Raw genomic sequence first — 16,358 nt, forward strand, 5'->3', positions numbered from 1 at the left:
GTCCCATGTTATTTTAGTGCCCACTCGGTGTGCACATTGCGCTCGCGCCATGCCTTCAGCTGTCGCACCGATTCCCGCATCAGTTGCAGTAATTCTGTACGCTGCTGACGGCAGTGTTCGCGTTCGCTGTCGATGGAGAGGTTGGCGGCGAGACTGCGCAGACGACTGGCTACGCTATCGAGCCCCACCTCTGCCGCTGCCCGGGCGACATCCTGCGCCTGTTTTTCTGCATCCAACCAGTGGCGGCCGGTGAGGGCGCTGGTGAGCGCAGTGATTCGTTTGGGTAGGGTGGCGCTGCGGTCACTGAGTAGCTCGGCGAAGGTCAGGTGATCGAGAGTATCCTGCTGGCGTAAAAGAGCACTGGTGTTGAGCAGCTGGGTGGGGCGGTTTTTTTGTTGTGGTGACGTCCCCTGCGTGCGCCGTGAAGCCCATTGCATCAGTTGCATTAGCTGGCGATCGGCAATTGGGTGGGTAAGTACGCCGGTAAAACCTCGGGCCTGATAGCGCTCTTTATCGCCGGTTTTGGCAGATTGCAGCAGGGCGAAAATGGGTAAATCGTTGCCCCGCTCGCGGCGAATTTCTCGTACTGCCTCCACGCCATCCATCAGTGGTAGATGGGTGTCGGTCAGGATTAAGTCAAAGTTTTTTTGGAGGGCGGCGCTGCTGCCGTCGATACCGTTACACTCCCTTTGTACATGGTGGCCCATGGCTTCCAGCGGCGCTTGCAGGGATTCGTGTTTATTATTTTCCACCAACAGGGTGGCGAGGCCGCTGCCGGTATTGCCGAGCACTTCCTTGGGAAGTTTCAGCTCCACGGTTTCCACCTTGCCGATCTGACGTAAATCGTCCAGAGATTTGAGAGCGGCGTTTAACTGGCGCTTGCCGATTTCAACCAGCGCTTTGATATTGTTGTCCTCGCTACGTCCAATCAGGTTGAGGGTGCCCATCAATGTATCCAGGGGGTGGTGCAACTGGTGACGTACTATTGTGAGCAGATCGGATTTTTCCAGGCGCAGTAATTCGAGGCTTTCACGAGTTTCTTCGAGTTGCTTCTCTAGGGCGAGAAATTCACTGTTGCGGCTATGCACCTGCTGAAACAAATTACTGTTTTCAGCGCTGATATTATCGACACGCTCTGCACTCTCTTTACGTAATTTGCGCAGGCTCAATTGTCTATTGAGTGTAAAAGCACAAATTAGCACAGTTAAAATCAGCGCCGCGATCAACCAGTAAATAGGAATTTGTTGCTGCAGAGCATTTAATTCAATGGCTTGTGCGGTGGTGGAGATTAATACTGAGCCGCACAGTAGTGCTCCGGCTAGCAGAGCGTGAAAAAAAACACGACGAGAGGGCAATCCCCCAGAAGAAATGGCTTTTATCATCCTTATAACCACTTGTGTTAGGGCGGACTAAATCCTGCAGTCCGCAGTGTGATTTTCGCGGTAGGTTTTGATCGATACTCCCGAAAAGATCAGAGCGTTTGATACTGCAATATGGCACGGCGTACAAGAGATATTTTTATAGGACTGGCAGGCTAACGGGTGGATAATCCGGTCAGAGGCATGAACGCTATCGCCATTAGCCAAGAGTTATTGCGCCAAAAACAGAGTATGGTTTTTTTTGGGGGGGCTTGATGCTGAAGAATTGCACGCTATTACATAGGCTTATATAGCGAGAGGTTTTGCACGAGGTTGGCGTATTTTACCGAGATCGGTGGCACAGCGTTCCTCGATAAAATACGCAAAAAAATAAAAATATCAGGGTTGATTCAAGCGGCCTGAGGTAGGCGTTCCTGCAATAACTGCAACATGCGCTCAGAAGGTAGAAACAGGCGAATTCCATCACAATGGGCGAGCAATTCCTGATAAAAATAATCGAAATGTGTGCAGCCCAGAATCAGTATCTGTACGCCGCTTTTCACCAGAGCCGCGACCAGATCATCCAAAGCGTGCTGACGCACGATCATCTCGGCGGCGAGGCCATCCTCAATATCTTCGACGATCTGCAGATTGCCGATACCGATCACCTTGGCGGTTGTGTTGCGCTCGAGAATTTCACGCTCAATATTGGCGCAACTTTGGCAGTTGGCGGCGAGCAGGCCAAAGTTGCGGTAGCGCTGGGTGAGTTCGGCGTATACCTCAAGGGGAGAAACCACCTCAATTGGCGAGGTGGATTTGACCGCTTCCATATCCACCGCACCGGAAAGGGAATTGCAGTAGATCATGGCGGCTTCGGCGCCGGCCTGATGCAGCTGTTCAATCGCTTCGATCAGCTGCTGGGTGAGAGCGCCGCGTTCTAGCGCTTGCAGTTGCGTCTGTGCCTGGGGCGATGTTGACAGAGACATACCGACGCCACGCAGCTGACGCGCGGCGAGGAAATCCAGGCCAAAGCGGGTGTCTGTGGGGGTGCCGGCGACCACGCCAATGGTCATAGAACTTTTTTCAATGGCGTTATCGGTCAACACAGTCATGCTCCTCTCTCGTAATGCTCAATCGAGTATTGGTGCCCCTTAGATGGCGCGTCTGCCCAGCAGGGGAACCAGCGTATTAATCCACACTCGGCGCACCCAGTCGAGATAAATTCCATAAGGCCGCCCCAAGGCGCCTGCGATCAGCATAAAAGTGATACTGGCTGTGGCAATTTCGTCCCAGCTGGCACCGCCTAGGCGCATATTGGCCATATATAGGGGAAACTGGAAGCTGAGGAAGACAAAGGTGTCTACCAGGTAAGCATTTACAAAACCGCCGCCACCAAAGCGGTTCACAATCCAGCTGCGGTACATGCTGAAAGGGCGAGCGATCAGTGTATTGAAGACCAGCGCCATCAAACGCACTTTCAGGTGCTCACTCCAGCTCATACCTGCCAACACCAGCTCGATGGGGATCGCCACGGCCCAGGAAAAACTGTTCATGGCGAAGATATCGAGCAGGAAATCCCAGCGTCGCGAGTTGGGTGCGGCTGGTTCGGCGTCGGGGCCGGATGGTGTTAATGCGGGCGCGGACATGGAGCAGACAACCTCTTGAACCTCGAGCCGCCATATCAAGATGGCGGCAGGCCGGCGATTATATCTCCAAATTGCGTAAATGCTAGCCTTGCATCTCGACTGGTGAGGTCTGCCGAGATAAACGTCCTACTAATTATTAGAAAATTAATCTAATTATCTTATTGGCTTAACGCGCCTCCTGGTCACGATGGCGTCGCAGAGGTTAATATGCAACTCTTTGCATAAGACGAATCGGAGCCGCCATGTCCCTGCGCTATGCCGTACTCACCCTGCTGGATATAGAGCCCGGCAGTGGCTACGACCTAAAGCGCCGCTTCGAGCGCAGTGTTTCCCATTTCTGGAGCGCCAGCCACCAGCAGATGTATCGGGAGCTGCACAAGTTGCACGACGAAGGATTGCTGGATTGCGAGGAGCAACCGCAGGAGGGCAAACCGGACAAAAAGGTCTACAGCCTCACCGACAAGGGGCGTGCGGAGCTGCGCGATTGGGTAATTCAGCCAGCGGCACCACAGAAGATTCGCGAACCCTTTTTAGTGCGTATGTTTGCCGGCCACCATTTGAGCCAAGAGGAGTTGCGTTCGGCTCTCAATGATCAGCTGCACAGGCACCGGGGGCTGTTGGAGATTTATCAGGAACAAAATGAGCGGGTGCTTAAGAGTGACCCCGCCCTGCAGGAGCGCTATTGGCTGGCCCACCAGACACTGCTGTTAGGCATAGAGGCGGAGAAGACCTGGGTCAATTGGGCGGAAAATATGCTGCAGCAACTGGAACAAAAATGTGAAGAGAGCAGTTAAAAAAACCGGGCGATGCCCGGTTTTTTGTGTCTATGGTGCGGAAATGAGTCGAGCGTTAGTTTATAAAGCGACTTTCTCCACTACCAGGCTGCCGATAGAGTAGCCTGCGCCAAAGGAACAGATAATTCCGCGCTCACCTACTTGCAGGTCATCGCTGTGCAGATTGAAGGCGATGACAGAACCGGCGCTAGCGGTATTCGCGTAGCGGTCCAGCACCACCGGGGCGCGTTCTGCGCTGGCTTCATCACCCATCAGTTTCTTGGCGATCAGATTATTCATGTTGATGTTGGCCTGGTGTAGCCAGTAACGGCTCACTTCGCGGGGGTCGGTGCCGCTCTCCCCTAGGTGCTCCTCAATATGGGCGGCGGCCATGGGGCAGACTTCCTTGAAAACCTTGCGGCCGTTCTGGCGGAACAACTTTCCGGGGCCGAAAGGGTCCACATCGGCAGCGCGTGCGGCATAGCCGAAGTTGGAGCGGATATTGTTGGAGTAGACGGTTTTGGCCTTGGTGCCGAGGATTTCCCAGGCGGTGTCTACGCTGCAGGTTTCGCGGCGCTCGATCACACTGGCGACCGCCACATCTCCGAAGATAAAATGACTGTCGCGATCGGTAAAGTCCACTTGCGGTGAGGCCAATTCAGAATTGATCACCAGTACGGTGCGTGCGGCGCCGGAACAGATGGCATCTACCGCGCGCTGTAGAGAAAATGTTGCCGAGGAGCAGGCGACTTCCATATCGAAAGCGAATCCATCGATGCCGAGGGCGCCCTGAATTTCGATGGCAATGGCGGGATAGGCGCGTTGCATATAGGAGGCGCCAACAATCACCATGTCGACATCGGAGGCCTGTTTATTGGCTTTCTCAAGCGCCAGTTTGGCGGCTTTTAGCCCCATCTCCGCCTGAACACACAGGTCGTCGTCGTTGCGCTCGGGAATAAAGGGGCGCATGCGCGCGGGATCGAGAATTCCTTCACGGGTCACCACATAGCGGCTCTTTATACCGGAGGCCTTTTCGATAAATTCCGCAGAGGACTGTGGTTTGGGCTGCAGTTCGCCGGATTCAATTGCTTGAGCGTGCTCCAGGTTGTACTGCTTGGCGTAGCTATTGTAGGCGTCTACCAGCTCTTCGTTGCTGATCGCTTCCGGTGGGGTCCACAGGCCGGTGCCGCTGATGACAATGCCCCGTGGCAACTTGTATTCACTCATCGCTGAATCCCTGGCTCGCAGCAAAACACCTGCGAGCAATTAGTCACTGATTAAAACCTTAGCCTTTAGCGGTGCCGGCTTGTTTGGGATTTATCTGCCAGAACGGCAAGGCAAGTTATTGTGACGTCTCTGTGACTGTCGGTCTATCTGCGGTCGCGCCGAAGAGTCATGGCGTTCTGGCCAAAACGAACGCACTGACCTTGTGTGCACCAGCTTTCAGGAGTATCTGTGCCACCGCCTCCAGGGTGGCTCCGGTAGTCAGGACATCGTCCACCAGCCCGATATGTATTCCCTCAACGGATTCACGCAGGGCAAAACTTTGCAGTAGGTTGCGTAGGCGTTGTTGCCGGCGCAGCTGCGACTGGGTGCGGGTGGCGCCAGTTTTGCGCAACAGTCGCGCTTGCACCGGCAAATGCCATTGCTTTCCCAACTCGCTCGCGATCAGTTGTGCCTGGTTGTAGCCGCGTTGCCAGTAGCGCTGCCAGTGGAGAGGAATGGGGGCGAGCAGGTCGGGGGGCTCGTTGTGTGGGGCTATTGAAGTGGCGGCAAGTTGCGCCAGGCTATGGCCGGCGGCCAGGTCGCGTTGGTACTTGAAGCGCTGGATTAGCTGGTTCACCGGAAAGGCATACTGCCAGGCGGCCTGAACCCTCTGGCAGTGCGGCGGCTGGCGCAAACAACTGGGGCACAGGCGTGCGCTGGAGGTCAGCGGCAGCGCACAGCTTTCACAAGCCTGGCCCAGATAGGGCAGGTCCCGGATACAGCTGGCACAGATACCAAAGTCACCGGCTCTATCGCCGCACAGCAAGCACTGCGTCAGGTAGCGAGAGAGTCGAGCTGAAATCAGGCTGTAAACCATAAGAGAGCTTCTGAGTTGACAGCAGGTAGGGCCTGGCTAAACTGGCCAGTCTGTTTGGTCGAGTTTGCCACTGCTGTCTTCTGCAGTCACCCCGCCCGAATACATAAAAACAGCACCCCAACTCCAGTAACAGAGAGAGTAAGCTTGTGACTGCAGCCCGGACTATGCCCGCCGCCGATATCCGCCACGACTGGACCCGTCAGCAGGTTCTGGATCTCTTCGCTATGCCATTTAGCGATCTGATGTTTACCGCGCAGCAGGTTCACCGGACACACTTCGATCCCAATCGGGTCCAGGTCAGCACCCTCTGTTCCATTAAGACCGGCGCCTGCCCGGAAGATTGCGCCTACTGTCCGCAGAGCGCCCGTTACGATACTGGGCTGGAGCGGGAAAAATTGATGAAAGTGGAGAAGGTGTTGGAAGAAGCTCGCGCGGCCAAGGCCGGCGGCGCCACTCGCTTCTGTATGGGAGCTGCCTGGCGCTCACCCAAGAAAAAAGATATGCCTTACGTTACCCAGATGGTGCGCGAAGTGAAGGCTCTGGGTATGGAAACCTGTATGACCTTGGGGATGTTGAATGATGACCAGGCGAAGGAATTAGCTGATGCCGGGCTCGATTACTACAACCACAATCTGGATACCTCACCGGAGTATTACGGCGAGATTATTACCACCCGCACCTACCAGGATAGGTTGCAGACATTGGGGCGCGTGCGTGCCGCCGGTATGAAAGTCTGCGCCGGCGGTATTGTCGGCATGGGCGAGGGCGACAAAGATCGCGCCGGCCTGCTGATGCAACTGGCCAACCTGCCTGAACACCCCGAGTCGGTGCCCATTAATATGTTGGTAAAAGTAGCTGGTACGCCGCTGGAGCAGGAGAAGGACCTAGACCCCTTCGAATTTATCCGCTGCATCGCCGTAGCGCGCATTATGATGCCCAAGTCCCATGTGCGCCTGTCCGCCGGGCGCGAACAGATGAGTGATGAGATGCAGTCTATGGCTTTCCTCGCCGGTGCCAACTCCATCTTCTATGGCGAGAAGCTGCTGACCACCGCCAATCCCGAGGCCAACAAGGATATGCAATTGTTCTCCCGCCTGGGTATCCAGCCGGAGGAGTATCAACAATATGCCGATGAGAGCGCAGTGGAAGCGGAGTTGAATGCACAGATTACCGAGCAGCAAAACGACGCTTTCTTTTACGATGCGGCCAAATGACCCTGGATAAAACCCTGCGCCAGCGTCTCGATGAGCGGCATCGGGACAATCTTTATCGCCAGATTAAAACTCTGGAAGCGGCGCCCAGTCCCATCGCTGTAGTGGATGGGCGAAAGCTGCTGACCTTTAGTAGTAACGATTACCTGGGACTGGCAAGCCACTCAGAAGTTATCCGTGCCCAGCAGGCCGGTGCTGAGCTGGGCGCCGGTGCCACCGCTTCCCATTTGGTAAACGGCCACCTTCAAGTCCATCAACAATTGCAACAGAGCCTTGCCGAAGTCACCGGACGCGAGGCCGCACTGGTTTTTTCCAGTGGTTATATGGCCAATGTGGGGACACTCTGCGCGTTGCTGGGCCGCGCGGACAATGTTATTTCCGACAAGCTCAACCACGCCTCCCTGATAGACGGCGCACGCTTGTGTGGCGCCAACAGTTTGCGTTTTGCCCACAACGATCCAGTAGCCCTGCGCCGTCAGCTGCAAAGGGCGGCCGCACGCGGTGGCAATACTCTGGTGGCGGTAGATGGGGTCTACAGTATGGACGGCGACAGGGCTCAATTGGCGGAGATTGCTGCCCTGTGTTGGGAATTTGATGCCTGGCTGATGGTGGATGAAGCCCACGGCTTTGGAGTGATGGGGAGTGAACAGCTGCCCCTTGCCGGCAGCTGCGCGGCCGCCGGTCTCGGCCAGGATGAAGTGCCGGTACTGATGGGTACGCTGGGAAAGGCCGCCGGCAATGCAGGTGCCTTTGTGGCCGGCTCGCGTATGTTGATCGATTTTTTGGTGCAGTTTGCACGGCCTTATATTTATACCACTGGTATGCCGCCGGCAGTGGCGGCAGGTTGCATTGCCGCAATTGAACTGATGCGCAATGCCCCCGAGTTGAACCAGCGCCTGCAGGCGAATATCACTTACTTCCGCCGGCGTGCGGCGCAAGCGAATTTACCTCTGACGGATTCATCCAGTGCGATTCAACCACTCCTGTTGGGCTGTGAAGAAACTGTGATGACTGTGTCCAAAAAGTTGGAGCAACGTGGCTTTCTAGTGGGCGCTATTCGCCCACCTACCGTGCCCAGAGGTACCGCTCGCCTGAGAATCACCCTGAGTGCCTCCCATAACCACAGCCAAATTGATGCTTTGGTAGATGCCCTCGTAGCTGTGCTTCAGGAAAAAATAGCGGTGCCTTTGTGATTGAGATAGAGAACCTGGTATTCCTGCACGGTTGGGGGGGAGATAAAGGGCCCTGGCTACCCCTACTCGAAGCGGTGCGTGAACAACTGGCACAACCTTTGACTTGTATCGAATTACCGGGGTGTGGGGAGCGTAGTGGCGAGCCCTGGCCACAATTAGAGTCACTTTTACAGCGGCTGTATAACGAACTGCCTAATAACTGTGTTTTGGTTGGGCACTCTCTCGGAGGCATGTTGGCCCTGCAGTTGGCGGCCAGACCGGGACAGAAAAAAATCCTCGGTGTTGTCACCATCTCTGCCAATGCCTGTTTTGTGGAGCGGGACAACTGGCCGGGTATGCAGCGGCGTGTTTTTGAGAGATTTCGCAGGGCCTTTGTGCAGGACCCCTACGCAATCTGGGAGCGCTTTTGTGCCCTGCAGTCCCATGGTGACAGTGCCATGCGCGACCTGCTCAAACAGCTGAAAGAGCGCCGGCCCAATATCAATGCCGAAGCCTGGAAGCGGGCCCTGGACTGCCTGGCGGGTTTGGACAATCGCCATTTACTGCAGACACTCAAAGTCCCCTCTCTGCACCTGTTTGGCAAGCGGGATGCCCTGGTGCCCCAAGCTGCCGTAGAGGAGATCCAGGGCTATGGTGCAGCGGTAGAGGTGATTGAGGGGTGTGGTCATAAACCGCATTTATCTCAGCCGCGTCAAGTGGCAGAGCGATTGCGGCATTTTGTCGAGAGCCTGTCTCCCTCTGATAGCGGTACTTCCGAGCCCTTCGATAAATCTGCGGTGGCGCGTTCTTTTGGTCGCGCCGCCGCCAGTTATGACGACTGCGCCCATATACAGAGAGCGGTGTGCCTGCAGTTGATGAAAATGGCGGATCGCCAATGGAGGCCACGCACGATAGTCGACCTTGGTAGCGGAACTGGCTTTGGTAGTGAGTTACTGCGCCAACATTTTCCCGAGGCGAGAATTATCGCCTTGGATCTGGCGGAAGATATGTTGCGCTACGCCCGCATAGAGCGCCCCCAGGCTGATGATTATATTGTTGCGGATGCGGAACAGTTGCCCCTAGCAGATGACAGTGTGGATCTGGTGTTTTCCAGTATGGCGCTGCAGTGGTGCTATCGCTTGCCACAGCTGTTTACCGAGTTACGTCGGGTACTCTCTCCAGAGGGGTTCTGCCTGGTGGCGACACTGGGGCCGGGCACGCTGGCAGAGTTGCGTAATAGCTGGGCCCAGGTGGATGGCGATATACACGTCAATCGTTTCCTTCCCCTGGCAAAGTGGCGTGAAGCGGCGGTGCAATCGCAATTAAATGGCGAGGTGCTCGATGAGCAGCGCCTGTTGTATTTCGATAGCCTGCGCCAGCTGATGAAGGAATTAAAAGGTGTGGGGGCACACAATATTAATCGCGCCGCCAAGCGGGGGATGACCGGACGTGCCAGGTTACAGCAATTGGCAGAGGCCTATGAAAACCTAAGACAGCCCGAAGGGCTGCCTGTGAGTTATGAAGTCATCTATATGAAGCTGGCCTGTGGACCAGATCAGGGGTAGATATCGATAGGGATTGGGGTTTTCACCAGCGCCCAGATCTCGTCCATCTCCCGGTTGGAGGCCACCGCGATACAGCCATCGGTCCAGTTGTTGCGGCGCAGGTGTCTCTCCATATAGGACCACTCGGGTTTGATGCCGTGGATCATGATATCGCCGCCGGGGCTGACCCCCATTTTGGCTGCCCGCGCACGGTCCTGTTTATTTGGATAGGACACATGAATAGAGCGGTAGAAACGGCTGTTGGGGTTTTTCCAGTCGAGGGTGTAGCGCCCTTCGGGGGTGCGTTCATCCCCTTCGCGGACCTTGTGTCCTCTAGGGTTGTCGCCGAAGGAGACGGTGTAGCTTTTCACCACCCGGCCGTCGCGAATCAGCTGCATCAGCTTCTTCGACTTGTACACAACTACATGATCGACAGGAGTTACTTTTGCTGAGGCGAACAGAGGCATCGCCAGCAACAGGGCAAGAGTCAGGTATCGCATGGTCTCTAAGCTGCTTGAATGTTTTCAGTTATTTCGAGATTTCCCGCGTCCCTGCAGAGCAGTTTCCCCTTTTGAGGGAATTATTTTGTAAGCGCGGCCCCGTGCCTTTGTTATCAGTGCTTGGCTTGATTTGTTCAAAATCTACGCTACTCGACTAAATTATCATCAAGTGGCTGGCGTGAAAAGTCACCACAAGAAAAAATTTGAACTTTTTGAATAGGGGAGGCCTTGGTCTTGGGCAGAAGTTATTTTGTAGCCGGTACCGATACCGAAGTGGGCAAGACCTTTGTCAGTACGGCCCTACTCACAGCGGCCGCGAATGTGGGAATGCAAACCGCAGCGGTAAAACCGGTGGCCTCCGGTTGTGAGCAAACTGAATATGGACTGCGCAATAAGGATGCCTTGCTGTTACAGGAGGCCATGACTTTGCATCTGCCTTACCAGCAGGTGAACCCTTTTGCATTGGAACCGGCAATTGCCCCCCATATCGCCGCCATAGAGGCGGGTAAGCAGCTCAACGTATCGCGCATGGCTGGAGTCTGCCGCGGTGTGATGTGTGCCGGCGCTGATCTGGTGTTAATCGAGGGGGCCGGCGGCTGGCGCACACCCCTGGGTCCCAGAGCCTTTCTTTCGCAACTGCCGCGGGAGTTGAATACCCCGGTGATTTTGGTGGTGGGTATGCAGCTCGGCTGTATCAACCACGCACTGCTGACCGCCGAGGCGATCCGCCACGATGGGCTGCCTCTGGCGGGTTGGGTGGCCAACTTCGTCCGTCCGGGCATGGCGCGGGCCGAGGAAAACCTGGCCACCCTTGAGGCCCTGCTGCCGGCCCCGTTGCTCGGTGTGCTGCCCCATAGCGAGACGCGGGATTACCGCGAAGCGGCTCAACACCTGGATATCCGCCCGCTGATACCCAGCTAAAGCACCTCATCAAAGCATTCTCAGTCGGGCCCGAGAGGGCCCAAATTGGTTGACTTTGTACGCCTTCGGCCCTAGATTCAAACAAGCGTTTGAAACACCTGAATGAGGACCGGGAGCATGGCCGACTACAAGGCGCCACTGCGGGAGATGAACTTCCTGCTGCACGAAGTATTTGCTGCGGAAAAACTCTGGGCGGAACTGCCCGGGTTGGCCGGAGCTGTGGATCGCGAGACCGCTGATGCGATTCTCGAAGAGATGGCCAAGTTGGCTTCCAACACCCTGGATCCGATCAACCGCAGCGGTGACGAAGAGGGCTGTGATTGGAACGATGGTGTTGTGACCACCCCTGCGGGCTTCAAAGAAGCCTACGCCACTTTCTGTGAGGGTGGCTGGGGCGCGCTGTTGGGCAACCCAGAGTACGGCGGCATGGGTATGCCGAAGATGCTGGGCGCTCAGGTCGAGGAAATGATCAACGCTTCCAATATCTCCTTCGCTCTCTACCCGGTACTGACCAACGGTGCCTGTCTGGCGATCGATGCTCATGCCAGTGAAGTGCTGAAACAGAAATTCCTGCCCAAGATGTACGAGGGCACCTGGGCCGGTGCCATGGACCTGACCGAGCCCCACGCCGGCACCGACCTGGGTATTATCCGCACCAAGGCCGAGCCCCGCGAAGACGGCAGTTACAGTATTAGCGGCAGCAAGATCTTTATCACCGGCGGTGACCAGGACTTGTCCGAAAATATAATTCACCTGGTACTGGCCAAGTTGCCGGACGCACCCAAAGGCCCTAAAGGCATTTCCCTGTTCCTGGTGCCGAAGTACAAGGTGAACGAAGACGGCAGCGTCGGCGAGAGCAATAACGTTAATTGTGGTTCCATTGAACACAAGATGGGCATTAAAGCCTCCGCTACTTGTGCGATGAATTTCGACGGTGCTCAGGGTTGGCTGGTGGGTGAGGAGAACAAGGGCCTCGCCGCTATGTTTACCATGATGAACTACGAGCGTCTGGGTGTGGGTATCCAGGGCCTTGGCGCCTCTGATCGCTCCTACCAAAACGCCCTGGAATACGCTCGCGATCGTATCCAGAGCCGCTCTCCTGCCGGTGCCCAGCAGCCGGAAAAAGCTGCCGACCCGATTATCGTGCACCCTGATGTGCGCCGTATGCTACTCACCCAGAAAGCACTGGTGGGCGGTGGCCGTGCCCTGTCCACTTACGTGGCTCAATGGCTGGACATCTCCAAGTTCGGCGAGGGTGAAGAGAAAAAGAACGCCGAGGCTATGGTGGCCTTGCTGACCCCTGTGGCCAAGGCCTTCACCACCGATATGGGCCTCGATTGCACCGTAATCGGCCAGCAGGTTTTCGGCGGTCATGGTTATATTCGTGAATGGGGCCAGGAGCAGCTGGTGCGCGATGTGCGTATTACCCAGATTTACGAGGGCACCAACGGTATTCAGGCATTGGACTTGGTGGGTCGCAAGACCGTCGCCAGCGGTGGCGCCCTGTTCGAGCTATTTGCTGCGGATGTACAGCGTTTTATCGATAGCCAGGTTGATCGCGAGGCGATGGCTGAGTTTGTACAGCCGCTGGCAACTGAGTTGCAGCGCCTGCGCGAAGCCACAGAGAAAATGATCGCCGCAACCAAGGAAGACCCCTACGCGCCGGGTGCAGCTTCGGTGGAATACCTGCATCTGTTTGGCTATGTGGCTTACGCCTTTATGTGGGCCAAGGTAGTTGCAGTTGCGCTGGACAAGCAGGAGGCGGACAGCTTCTACAAGGGCCAAGTGAAAACTGCACGCTTCTACTTTGCGCGCTTACTGCCGCGCACCCAGGCACTCGCCAGCAGCGTCAATGCCGGTAGCGCCACCCTGATGGATCTGGAAGAGGAACTGTTCTAACAGCCCTCTCGGCAGATTCTAAAAAAGCCTCGCCTTGCGGGGCTTTTTTTATGGAGTCGCTTTTCGCTTTCTCCTACACTCGGGAGAAAACAATAAAGAGCGAAACAGCCAATGACCAATATCTCCCAGAAGAGACTCTCCGAGGAAGACCAGGCCCGGGTCGATCAGTATCTGCAAAGCGCGGTCAACCAAGTGGAGCGCAAGCCCTTCCGCCCCTGGCTGTTGTTTGTCATGCTCCTGGTGGTGCTGACCCTGCTGTCGTTGATCAGCGTGTTGATCGCGCAGACCAAAGGCGTGGTGTGAGGGGCTTGCTATGGAGCCCGATAAAAACTTTCAGCCACTGAATTTTACCTGCCTTGACGATGACGAGATGTGCCGTCGCGCAGGGGACTTTTTCCGTTTGATGCGCCGGCGCCGCTCGGTGCGGGATTTCTCAGTTAAACCTGTGCCCCGCGAGGTTATCGAAGACGCCGTGCGCGCTGCCGGTAGTGCTCCCAGCGGGGCCAATATGCAGCCGTGGCATTTTGTCGTCGTTGAAAATGCCGAGGTAAAACGCCGTATTCGCCTGGCGGCGGAAGAGGAGGAGCGCGAGTTTTACCAGCGCCGTGCCTCAGAGGAATGGCTCAACGCATTGGAACCCCTGGGCACAGATGCGCATAAGCCTTTTCTTGAAACGGCGCCCTACCTGATTGCAATTTTTCTGAAGAAGTTTTCCAGTGCGGAAAATGGTGAGCGATTAAAAAACTATTACACCGCGGAATCGGTAGGTATCGCCACAGGCATATTGATTGCCGCCCTGCATAATGCCGGTGTGGCGACCCTGACCCACACCCCCAGTCCGATGAAATTTCTCAATGAAATTCTTGGCCGCCCTATGCAGGAAAAACCCTATATGATTCTGGTGGCTGGGCTGCCCGCTGAAGGTGCTCAGGTGCCAGCTATCGGCAGAAAACCCTTGGATGAAATTGCTGATTTTATTTGAGTTACCGCTTTCCGCGCGGCAAAAATAGATACACTGGTGGAATTTGAGCTTAGGGTTCCATGCCAAGAATATTGATCGTCGAGGACGAAGGCGCAATAGCCGATACCCTGATTTACGCGCTGCAGGCCGAGGGTTTTACCACTCACTGGCTGGCGCTTGCCGGCGAGGCTTTAGCACTGCTGAAGAGTGAGTCTTTCGACTTGGTGATTCTGGATGTGGGGCTGCCGGATATCAGTGGCTTCGAAGCCTGTAAACAACTGCGACGCTTCTCCGAAGTGCCGGTGATTTTTCTCACTGCGCGCAACGGGGAAATAGACCGGGTTGTAGGGCTTGAAATTGGCGCAGACGATTATGTAGTGAAACCTTTCAGCCCGCGCGAGGTGGCAGCGAGGGTCAAGGCCATCCTCAAAAGGGTAGCGCCACGCTCAAAGAGAGTAGAGCTATCTGAGGCTAAAGGCCCTTTCCGTATCGATTCGGTGAGTTACCAAATCCTCTTCCACGAACAGTTATTGCCTCTGACCCGCCACGAGTACCGCCTATTGGAAACCCTGCTGGCCCAGCCCGGAAGGGTGTTTTCCCGTGCACAATTGCTCGATGCTTTGGGGGTGGCTTTGGAAGTGGGGTATGAGCGCAATGTCGACAGCCACATCAAAGGGCTGCGGGCAAAAATTCGCGAGATAGCACCAGACTCCAAGCCAATCCAAACCCATCGCGGCCTCGGATATAGTTGTTGCCCGGAGCAATAATATGCCGCTCGGGATACGCATTTTTGCCGTCTATTTCCTGTTTGTAGGGCTGGCCGGTTGGTTTGTATTGGGCACGGTGATGGATGAGATTCGCCCCGGCGTGCGCCAGTCCACTGAGGAAACCCTGGTGGATACCGCTAATCTATTGGCGGAAATCCTGCGCGACCCGGTGATCGCCGGTAACTTGGCTCAAAGTCATTTACCCGAAGTGCTTAAAGCCTATGGTCGTCGCCGCCCGGAGGCGAGTATCTGGGGGTATACCAAGAGCCAGGTCAATCACCGCATCTATGTCACCGATGCCAGCGGTACAGTATTACTTGACTCCAGTGGCCTCGCGGTTGGGCGGGACTACTCCCGTTGGAACGATGTTTATCTGACCTTGCGTGGCGATTACGGTGCCCGATCCACCCGCGAAGACCCCAATAATCCAGATTCTTCCGTCATGTATGTGGCGGCGCCAATCCGCAATGGCGAACAGATTATCGGCGTGGTTTCGGTAGCCAAGCCCAATCAAACCTTGCAGCCCTATATCGAGCGTTCGCAGCATCGTTTGATCTGGCAGGGTGCGGGGCTGGTTGTGCTCGGCTTGTTGGTAGGCGCCCTTCTGTCCTGGTGGCTCAGTCGTGCTCTGGGGAAACTCACCGATTATGCCCAGGCTGCCAGTGCGGGCCACAGGGTAAAACCGCCGCAGTTACCCAGTGGAGAGTTGGGGCAGCTGGCTGTGGCGGTAGAGCAGATGCGCAGTGAACTAGAGGGCAGGGACTATGTGGAGCGCTATGTACACACCCTGACTCATGAACTGAAGAGCCCATTGGCGGCCATTCGCGGTGCCGCCGAGCTGCTCGATAGTGATATGCCGACCGAACAGCACCAGCGTTTTGTGGGCAATATCCAGCGGGAGGCCGAGCGATTGCAGCAGTTAAGCGAACGGCTGCTGCATCTGGCCCAGGTGGAGCAGCGTCAGGGGCTGGAGGAGCGAGTGGCGATACCGCTGGCGCCGCTCGTTGAGGAGCTAATTGAGGCTCAGCGAGTTCGTATCAGTGCCGCCCAGCTGCATGTGGAGCAAGAGCTGGCACCGGCACTGCAGCTGTACGGTGAGCGCTTTCTGCTGCGGCAGGCCCTGGCCAACCTACTGGACAACGCGCTGGATTTTACCCCGGATGGCGGCCTGATTCGCGTCAAAGCCGAATGCTGTGGAGAATGGGTCAAGGTGTGCTTGTTCAATCGGGGCGAGGCAATCCCGGAATATGCCCTAGGGCGCCTTACTGAGCGCTTCTATTCACTGCCGCGTCCTGGGGGCGGGCGTAAGAGTACTGGACTGGGACTCAATTTTGTTGAGGAGGTGGCGGAGTTACACGGCGGTACTCTGTCGATCCGCAATGTGTCTGGTGGTGTCGAGGTCAGTCTAAATTTGCCCGCAGCCTGATGGGTAAAGTTACTTTCCACTGGCCCCCACACAATCTCCCCAGACTCTCCATATTGCCTCCATCGGCAATCCATACTCGCAGCTCAGACTGAGGTTA

Annotated in this window: 16 protein-coding genes; 10 read left to right on the forward strand and 6 right to left on the reverse strand. The window is 56.0% G+C overall.

Going from position 1 to position 16,358, the window contains the following annotated elements; translation table 11 throughout:
* Positions 1–8 precede the first annotated feature (8 nt).
* The 3 genes from MJO52_RS01840 to alaE all read right to left on the reverse strand — a co-directional run bounded on the left by MJO52_RS01840 (position 9) and on the right by alaE (position 3,004).
* A complete protein-coding gene (locus MJO52_RS01840) occupies positions 9–1,382 on the reverse strand; it encodes an ATP-binding response regulator (RefSeq protein WP_252084302.1) in 1,374 nt (457 codons plus the stop codon).
* 386 nt (positions 1,383–1,768) lie between these two features.
* Positions 1,769–2,470, reverse strand: a complete 702-nt coding sequence (locus MJO52_RS01845; protein WP_252084303.1) for an aspartate/glutamate racemase family protein — start codon at positions 2,468–2,470, stop codon at positions 1,769–1,771.
* A 39-nt stretch (positions 2,471–2,509) separates the two neighbouring features.
* A complete protein-coding gene (gene alaE / locus MJO52_RS01850) occupies positions 2,510–3,004 on the reverse strand; it encodes an L-alanine exporter AlaE (protein ID WP_252084304.1) in 495 nt (164 codons plus the stop codon).
* Between the two features lie 242 nt (positions 3,005–3,246).
* On the opposite strand from alaE, the gene MJO52_RS01855 reads away from it, so the two are divergent.
* Positions 3,247–3,798, forward strand: coding sequence for a PadR family transcriptional regulator (locus MJO52_RS01855; protein WP_252084305.1), 552 nt, complete (start codon positions 3,247–3,249; stop codon positions 3,796–3,798).
* Between the two features lie 60 nt (positions 3,799–3,858).
* Here MJO52_RS01855 and MJO52_RS01860 read toward each other — a convergent pair whose 3' ends face one another.
* Both MJO52_RS01860 and MJO52_RS01865 read right to left on the reverse strand, forming a co-directional pair.
* Positions 3,859–5,004, reverse strand: a complete 1,146-nt coding sequence (locus MJO52_RS01860) for a beta-ketoacyl-ACP synthase III (protein ID WP_252084306.1) — start codon at positions 5,002–5,004, stop codon at positions 3,859–3,861.
* A 166-nt stretch (positions 5,005–5,170) separates the two neighbouring features.
* The gene (locus MJO52_RS01865) at positions 5,171–5,860 is read right to left on the reverse strand and encodes a ComF family protein (protein ID WP_252084307.1); all 690 of its coding nucleotides are present in this window, start codon (positions 5,858–5,860) and stop codon (positions 5,171–5,173) included.
* A 164-nt stretch (positions 5,861–6,024) separates the two neighbouring features.
* On the opposite strand from MJO52_RS01865, the gene bioB reads away from it, so the two are divergent.
* From bioB to bioC, 3 genes are read left to right on the forward strand one after another with little or no spacing between them, the layout of a single operon-like run.
* The gene (gene bioB, locus MJO52_RS01870; RefSeq protein ID WP_252085949.1) at positions 6,025–7,074 is read left to right on the forward strand and encodes a biotin synthase BioB; all 1,050 of its coding nucleotides are present in this window, start codon (positions 6,025–6,027) and stop codon (positions 7,072–7,074) included.
* Positions 7,071–8,264, forward strand: a complete 1,194-nt coding sequence (bioF, locus tag MJO52_RS01875; protein ID WP_252084308.1) for an 8-amino-7-oxononanoate synthase — start codon at positions 7,071–7,073, stop codon at positions 8,262–8,264. The genes bioB and bioF overlap by 4 nt, the downstream gene beginning before the upstream one ends.
* On the forward strand, positions 8,261–9,808 hold the full coding sequence (gene bioC / locus MJO52_RS01880; RefSeq protein ID WP_252084309.1) for a malonyl-ACP O-methyltransferase BioC: 1,548 nt from the start codon (positions 8,261–8,263) through the stop codon (positions 9,806–9,808). The genes bioF and bioC overlap by 4 nt, the downstream gene beginning before the upstream one ends.
* On the opposite strand, the gene MJO52_RS01885 is transcribed toward bioC, so the two are convergent.
* On the reverse strand, positions 9,799–10,287 hold the full coding sequence (locus MJO52_RS01885; protein WP_152450920.1) for a L,D-transpeptidase family protein: 489 nt from the start codon (positions 10,285–10,287) through the stop codon (positions 9,799–9,801). The two genes, bioC and MJO52_RS01885, sit on opposite strands and share 10 nt — an antisense overlap.
* A gap of 228 nt (positions 10,288–10,515) precedes the next feature.
* Between MJO52_RS01885 and bioD the strand changes: the two genes are divergently transcribed.
* The 6 genes from bioD to creC all read left to right on the forward strand — a co-directional run bounded on the left by bioD (position 10,516) and on the right by creC (position 16,261).
* A complete protein-coding gene (gene bioD / locus MJO52_RS01890) occupies positions 10,516–11,208 on the forward strand; it encodes a dethiobiotin synthase (protein ID WP_435583628.1) in 693 nt (230 codons plus the stop codon).
* 117 nt (positions 11,209–11,325) lie between these two features.
* Positions 11,326–13,107, forward strand: a complete 1,782-nt coding sequence (locus tag MJO52_RS01895) for an acyl-CoA dehydrogenase C-terminal domain-containing protein (RefSeq protein WP_252084311.1) — start codon at positions 11,326–11,328, stop codon at positions 13,105–13,107.
* A 111-nt stretch (positions 13,108–13,218) separates the two neighbouring features.
* Positions 13,219–13,410: a DUF3094 family protein gene (locus MJO52_RS01900; RefSeq protein ID WP_252084312.1), complete on the forward strand. Its 192-nt coding sequence runs from the start codon at positions 13,219–13,221 to the stop codon at positions 13,408–13,410.
* A gap of 10 nt (positions 13,411–13,420) precedes the next feature.
* Positions 13,421–14,089: a nitroreductase family protein gene (locus MJO52_RS01905; RefSeq protein WP_252084313.1), complete on the forward strand. Its 669-nt coding sequence runs from the start codon at positions 13,421–13,423 to the stop codon at positions 14,087–14,089.
* Between the two features lie 59 nt (positions 14,090–14,148).
* Positions 14,149–14,835 (forward strand): two-component system response regulator CreB, encoded by a 687-nt coding sequence (gene creB / locus MJO52_RS01910; protein WP_252084314.1) that lies wholly within the window; start codon positions 14,149–14,151, stop codon positions 14,833–14,835.
* Position 14,836: 1 nt separating this feature from the next.
* Positions 14,837–16,261 carry a two-component system sensor histidine kinase CreC gene (gene creC, locus MJO52_RS01915; protein ID WP_252084315.1) on the forward strand — a complete coding sequence of 475 codons (1,425 nt, stop codon included), beginning with the start codon at positions 14,837–14,839 and terminating at the stop codon, positions 16,259–16,261.
* Positions 16,262–16,358: the final 97 nt, after the last annotated feature.

Origin of the sequence: Microbulbifer variabilis (genome assembly GCF_023716485.1) — a bacterium.
In the GTDB taxonomy this organism is placed as follows: domain Bacteria; phylum Pseudomonadota; class Gammaproteobacteria; order Pseudomonadales; family Cellvibrionaceae; genus Microbulbifer; species Microbulbifer variabilis_B.

Bases quoted from the DNA above. Each gene is read 5' to 3' on its own strand.
- MJO52_RS01840 (WP_252084302.1), bottom strand. From the start codon at position 1,382: ATGATAAAAGCCATTTCTTCTGGGGGATTGCCCTCTCGTCGTGTTTTT.
- MJO52_RS01845 (WP_252084303.1), bottom strand. From the start codon at position 2,470: ATGACTGTGTTGACCGATAACGCCATTGAAAAAAGTTCTATGACCATT.
- alaE (WP_252084304.1), bottom strand. From the start codon at position 3,004: ATGTCCGCGCCCGCATTAACACCATCCGGCCCCGACGCCGAACCAGCC.
- MJO52_RS01855 (WP_252084305.1), top strand. From the start codon at position 3,247: ATGTCCCTGCGCTATGCCGTACTCACCCTGCTGGATATAGAGCCCGGC.
- MJO52_RS01860 (WP_252084306.1), bottom strand. From the start codon at position 5,004: ATGAGTGAATACAAGTTGCCACGGGGCATTGTCATCAGCGGCACCGGC.
- MJO52_RS01865 (WP_252084307.1), bottom strand. From the start codon at position 5,860: ATGGTTTACAGCCTGATTTCAGCTCGACTCTCTCGCTACCTGACGCAG.
- bioB (WP_252085949.1), top strand. From the start codon at position 6,025: ATGCCCGCCGCCGATATCCGCCACGACTGGACCCGTCAGCAGGTTCTG.
- bioF (WP_252084308.1), top strand. From the start codon at position 7,071: ATGACCCTGGATAAAACCCTGCGCCAGCGTCTCGATGAGCGGCATCGG.
- MJO52_RS01885 (WP_152450920.1), bottom strand. From the start codon at position 10,287: ATGCGATACCTGACTCTTGCCCTGTTGCTGGCGATGCCTCTGTTCGCC.
- MJO52_RS01895 (WP_252084311.1), top strand. From the start codon at position 11,326: ATGGCCGACTACAAGGCGCCACTGCGGGAGATGAACTTCCTGCTGCAC.
- MJO52_RS01900 (WP_252084312.1), top strand. From the start codon at position 13,219: ATGACCAATATCTCCCAGAAGAGACTCTCCGAGGAAGACCAGGCCCGG.
- MJO52_RS01905 (WP_252084313.1), top strand. From the start codon at position 13,421: ATGGAGCCCGATAAAAACTTTCAGCCACTGAATTTTACCTGCCTTGAC.
- creB (WP_252084314.1), top strand. From the start codon at position 14,149: ATGCCAAGAATATTGATCGTCGAGGACGAAGGCGCAATAGCCGATACC.
- creC (WP_252084315.1), top strand. From the start codon at position 14,837: ATGCCGCTCGGGATACGCATTTTTGCCGTCTATTTCCTGTTTGTAGGG.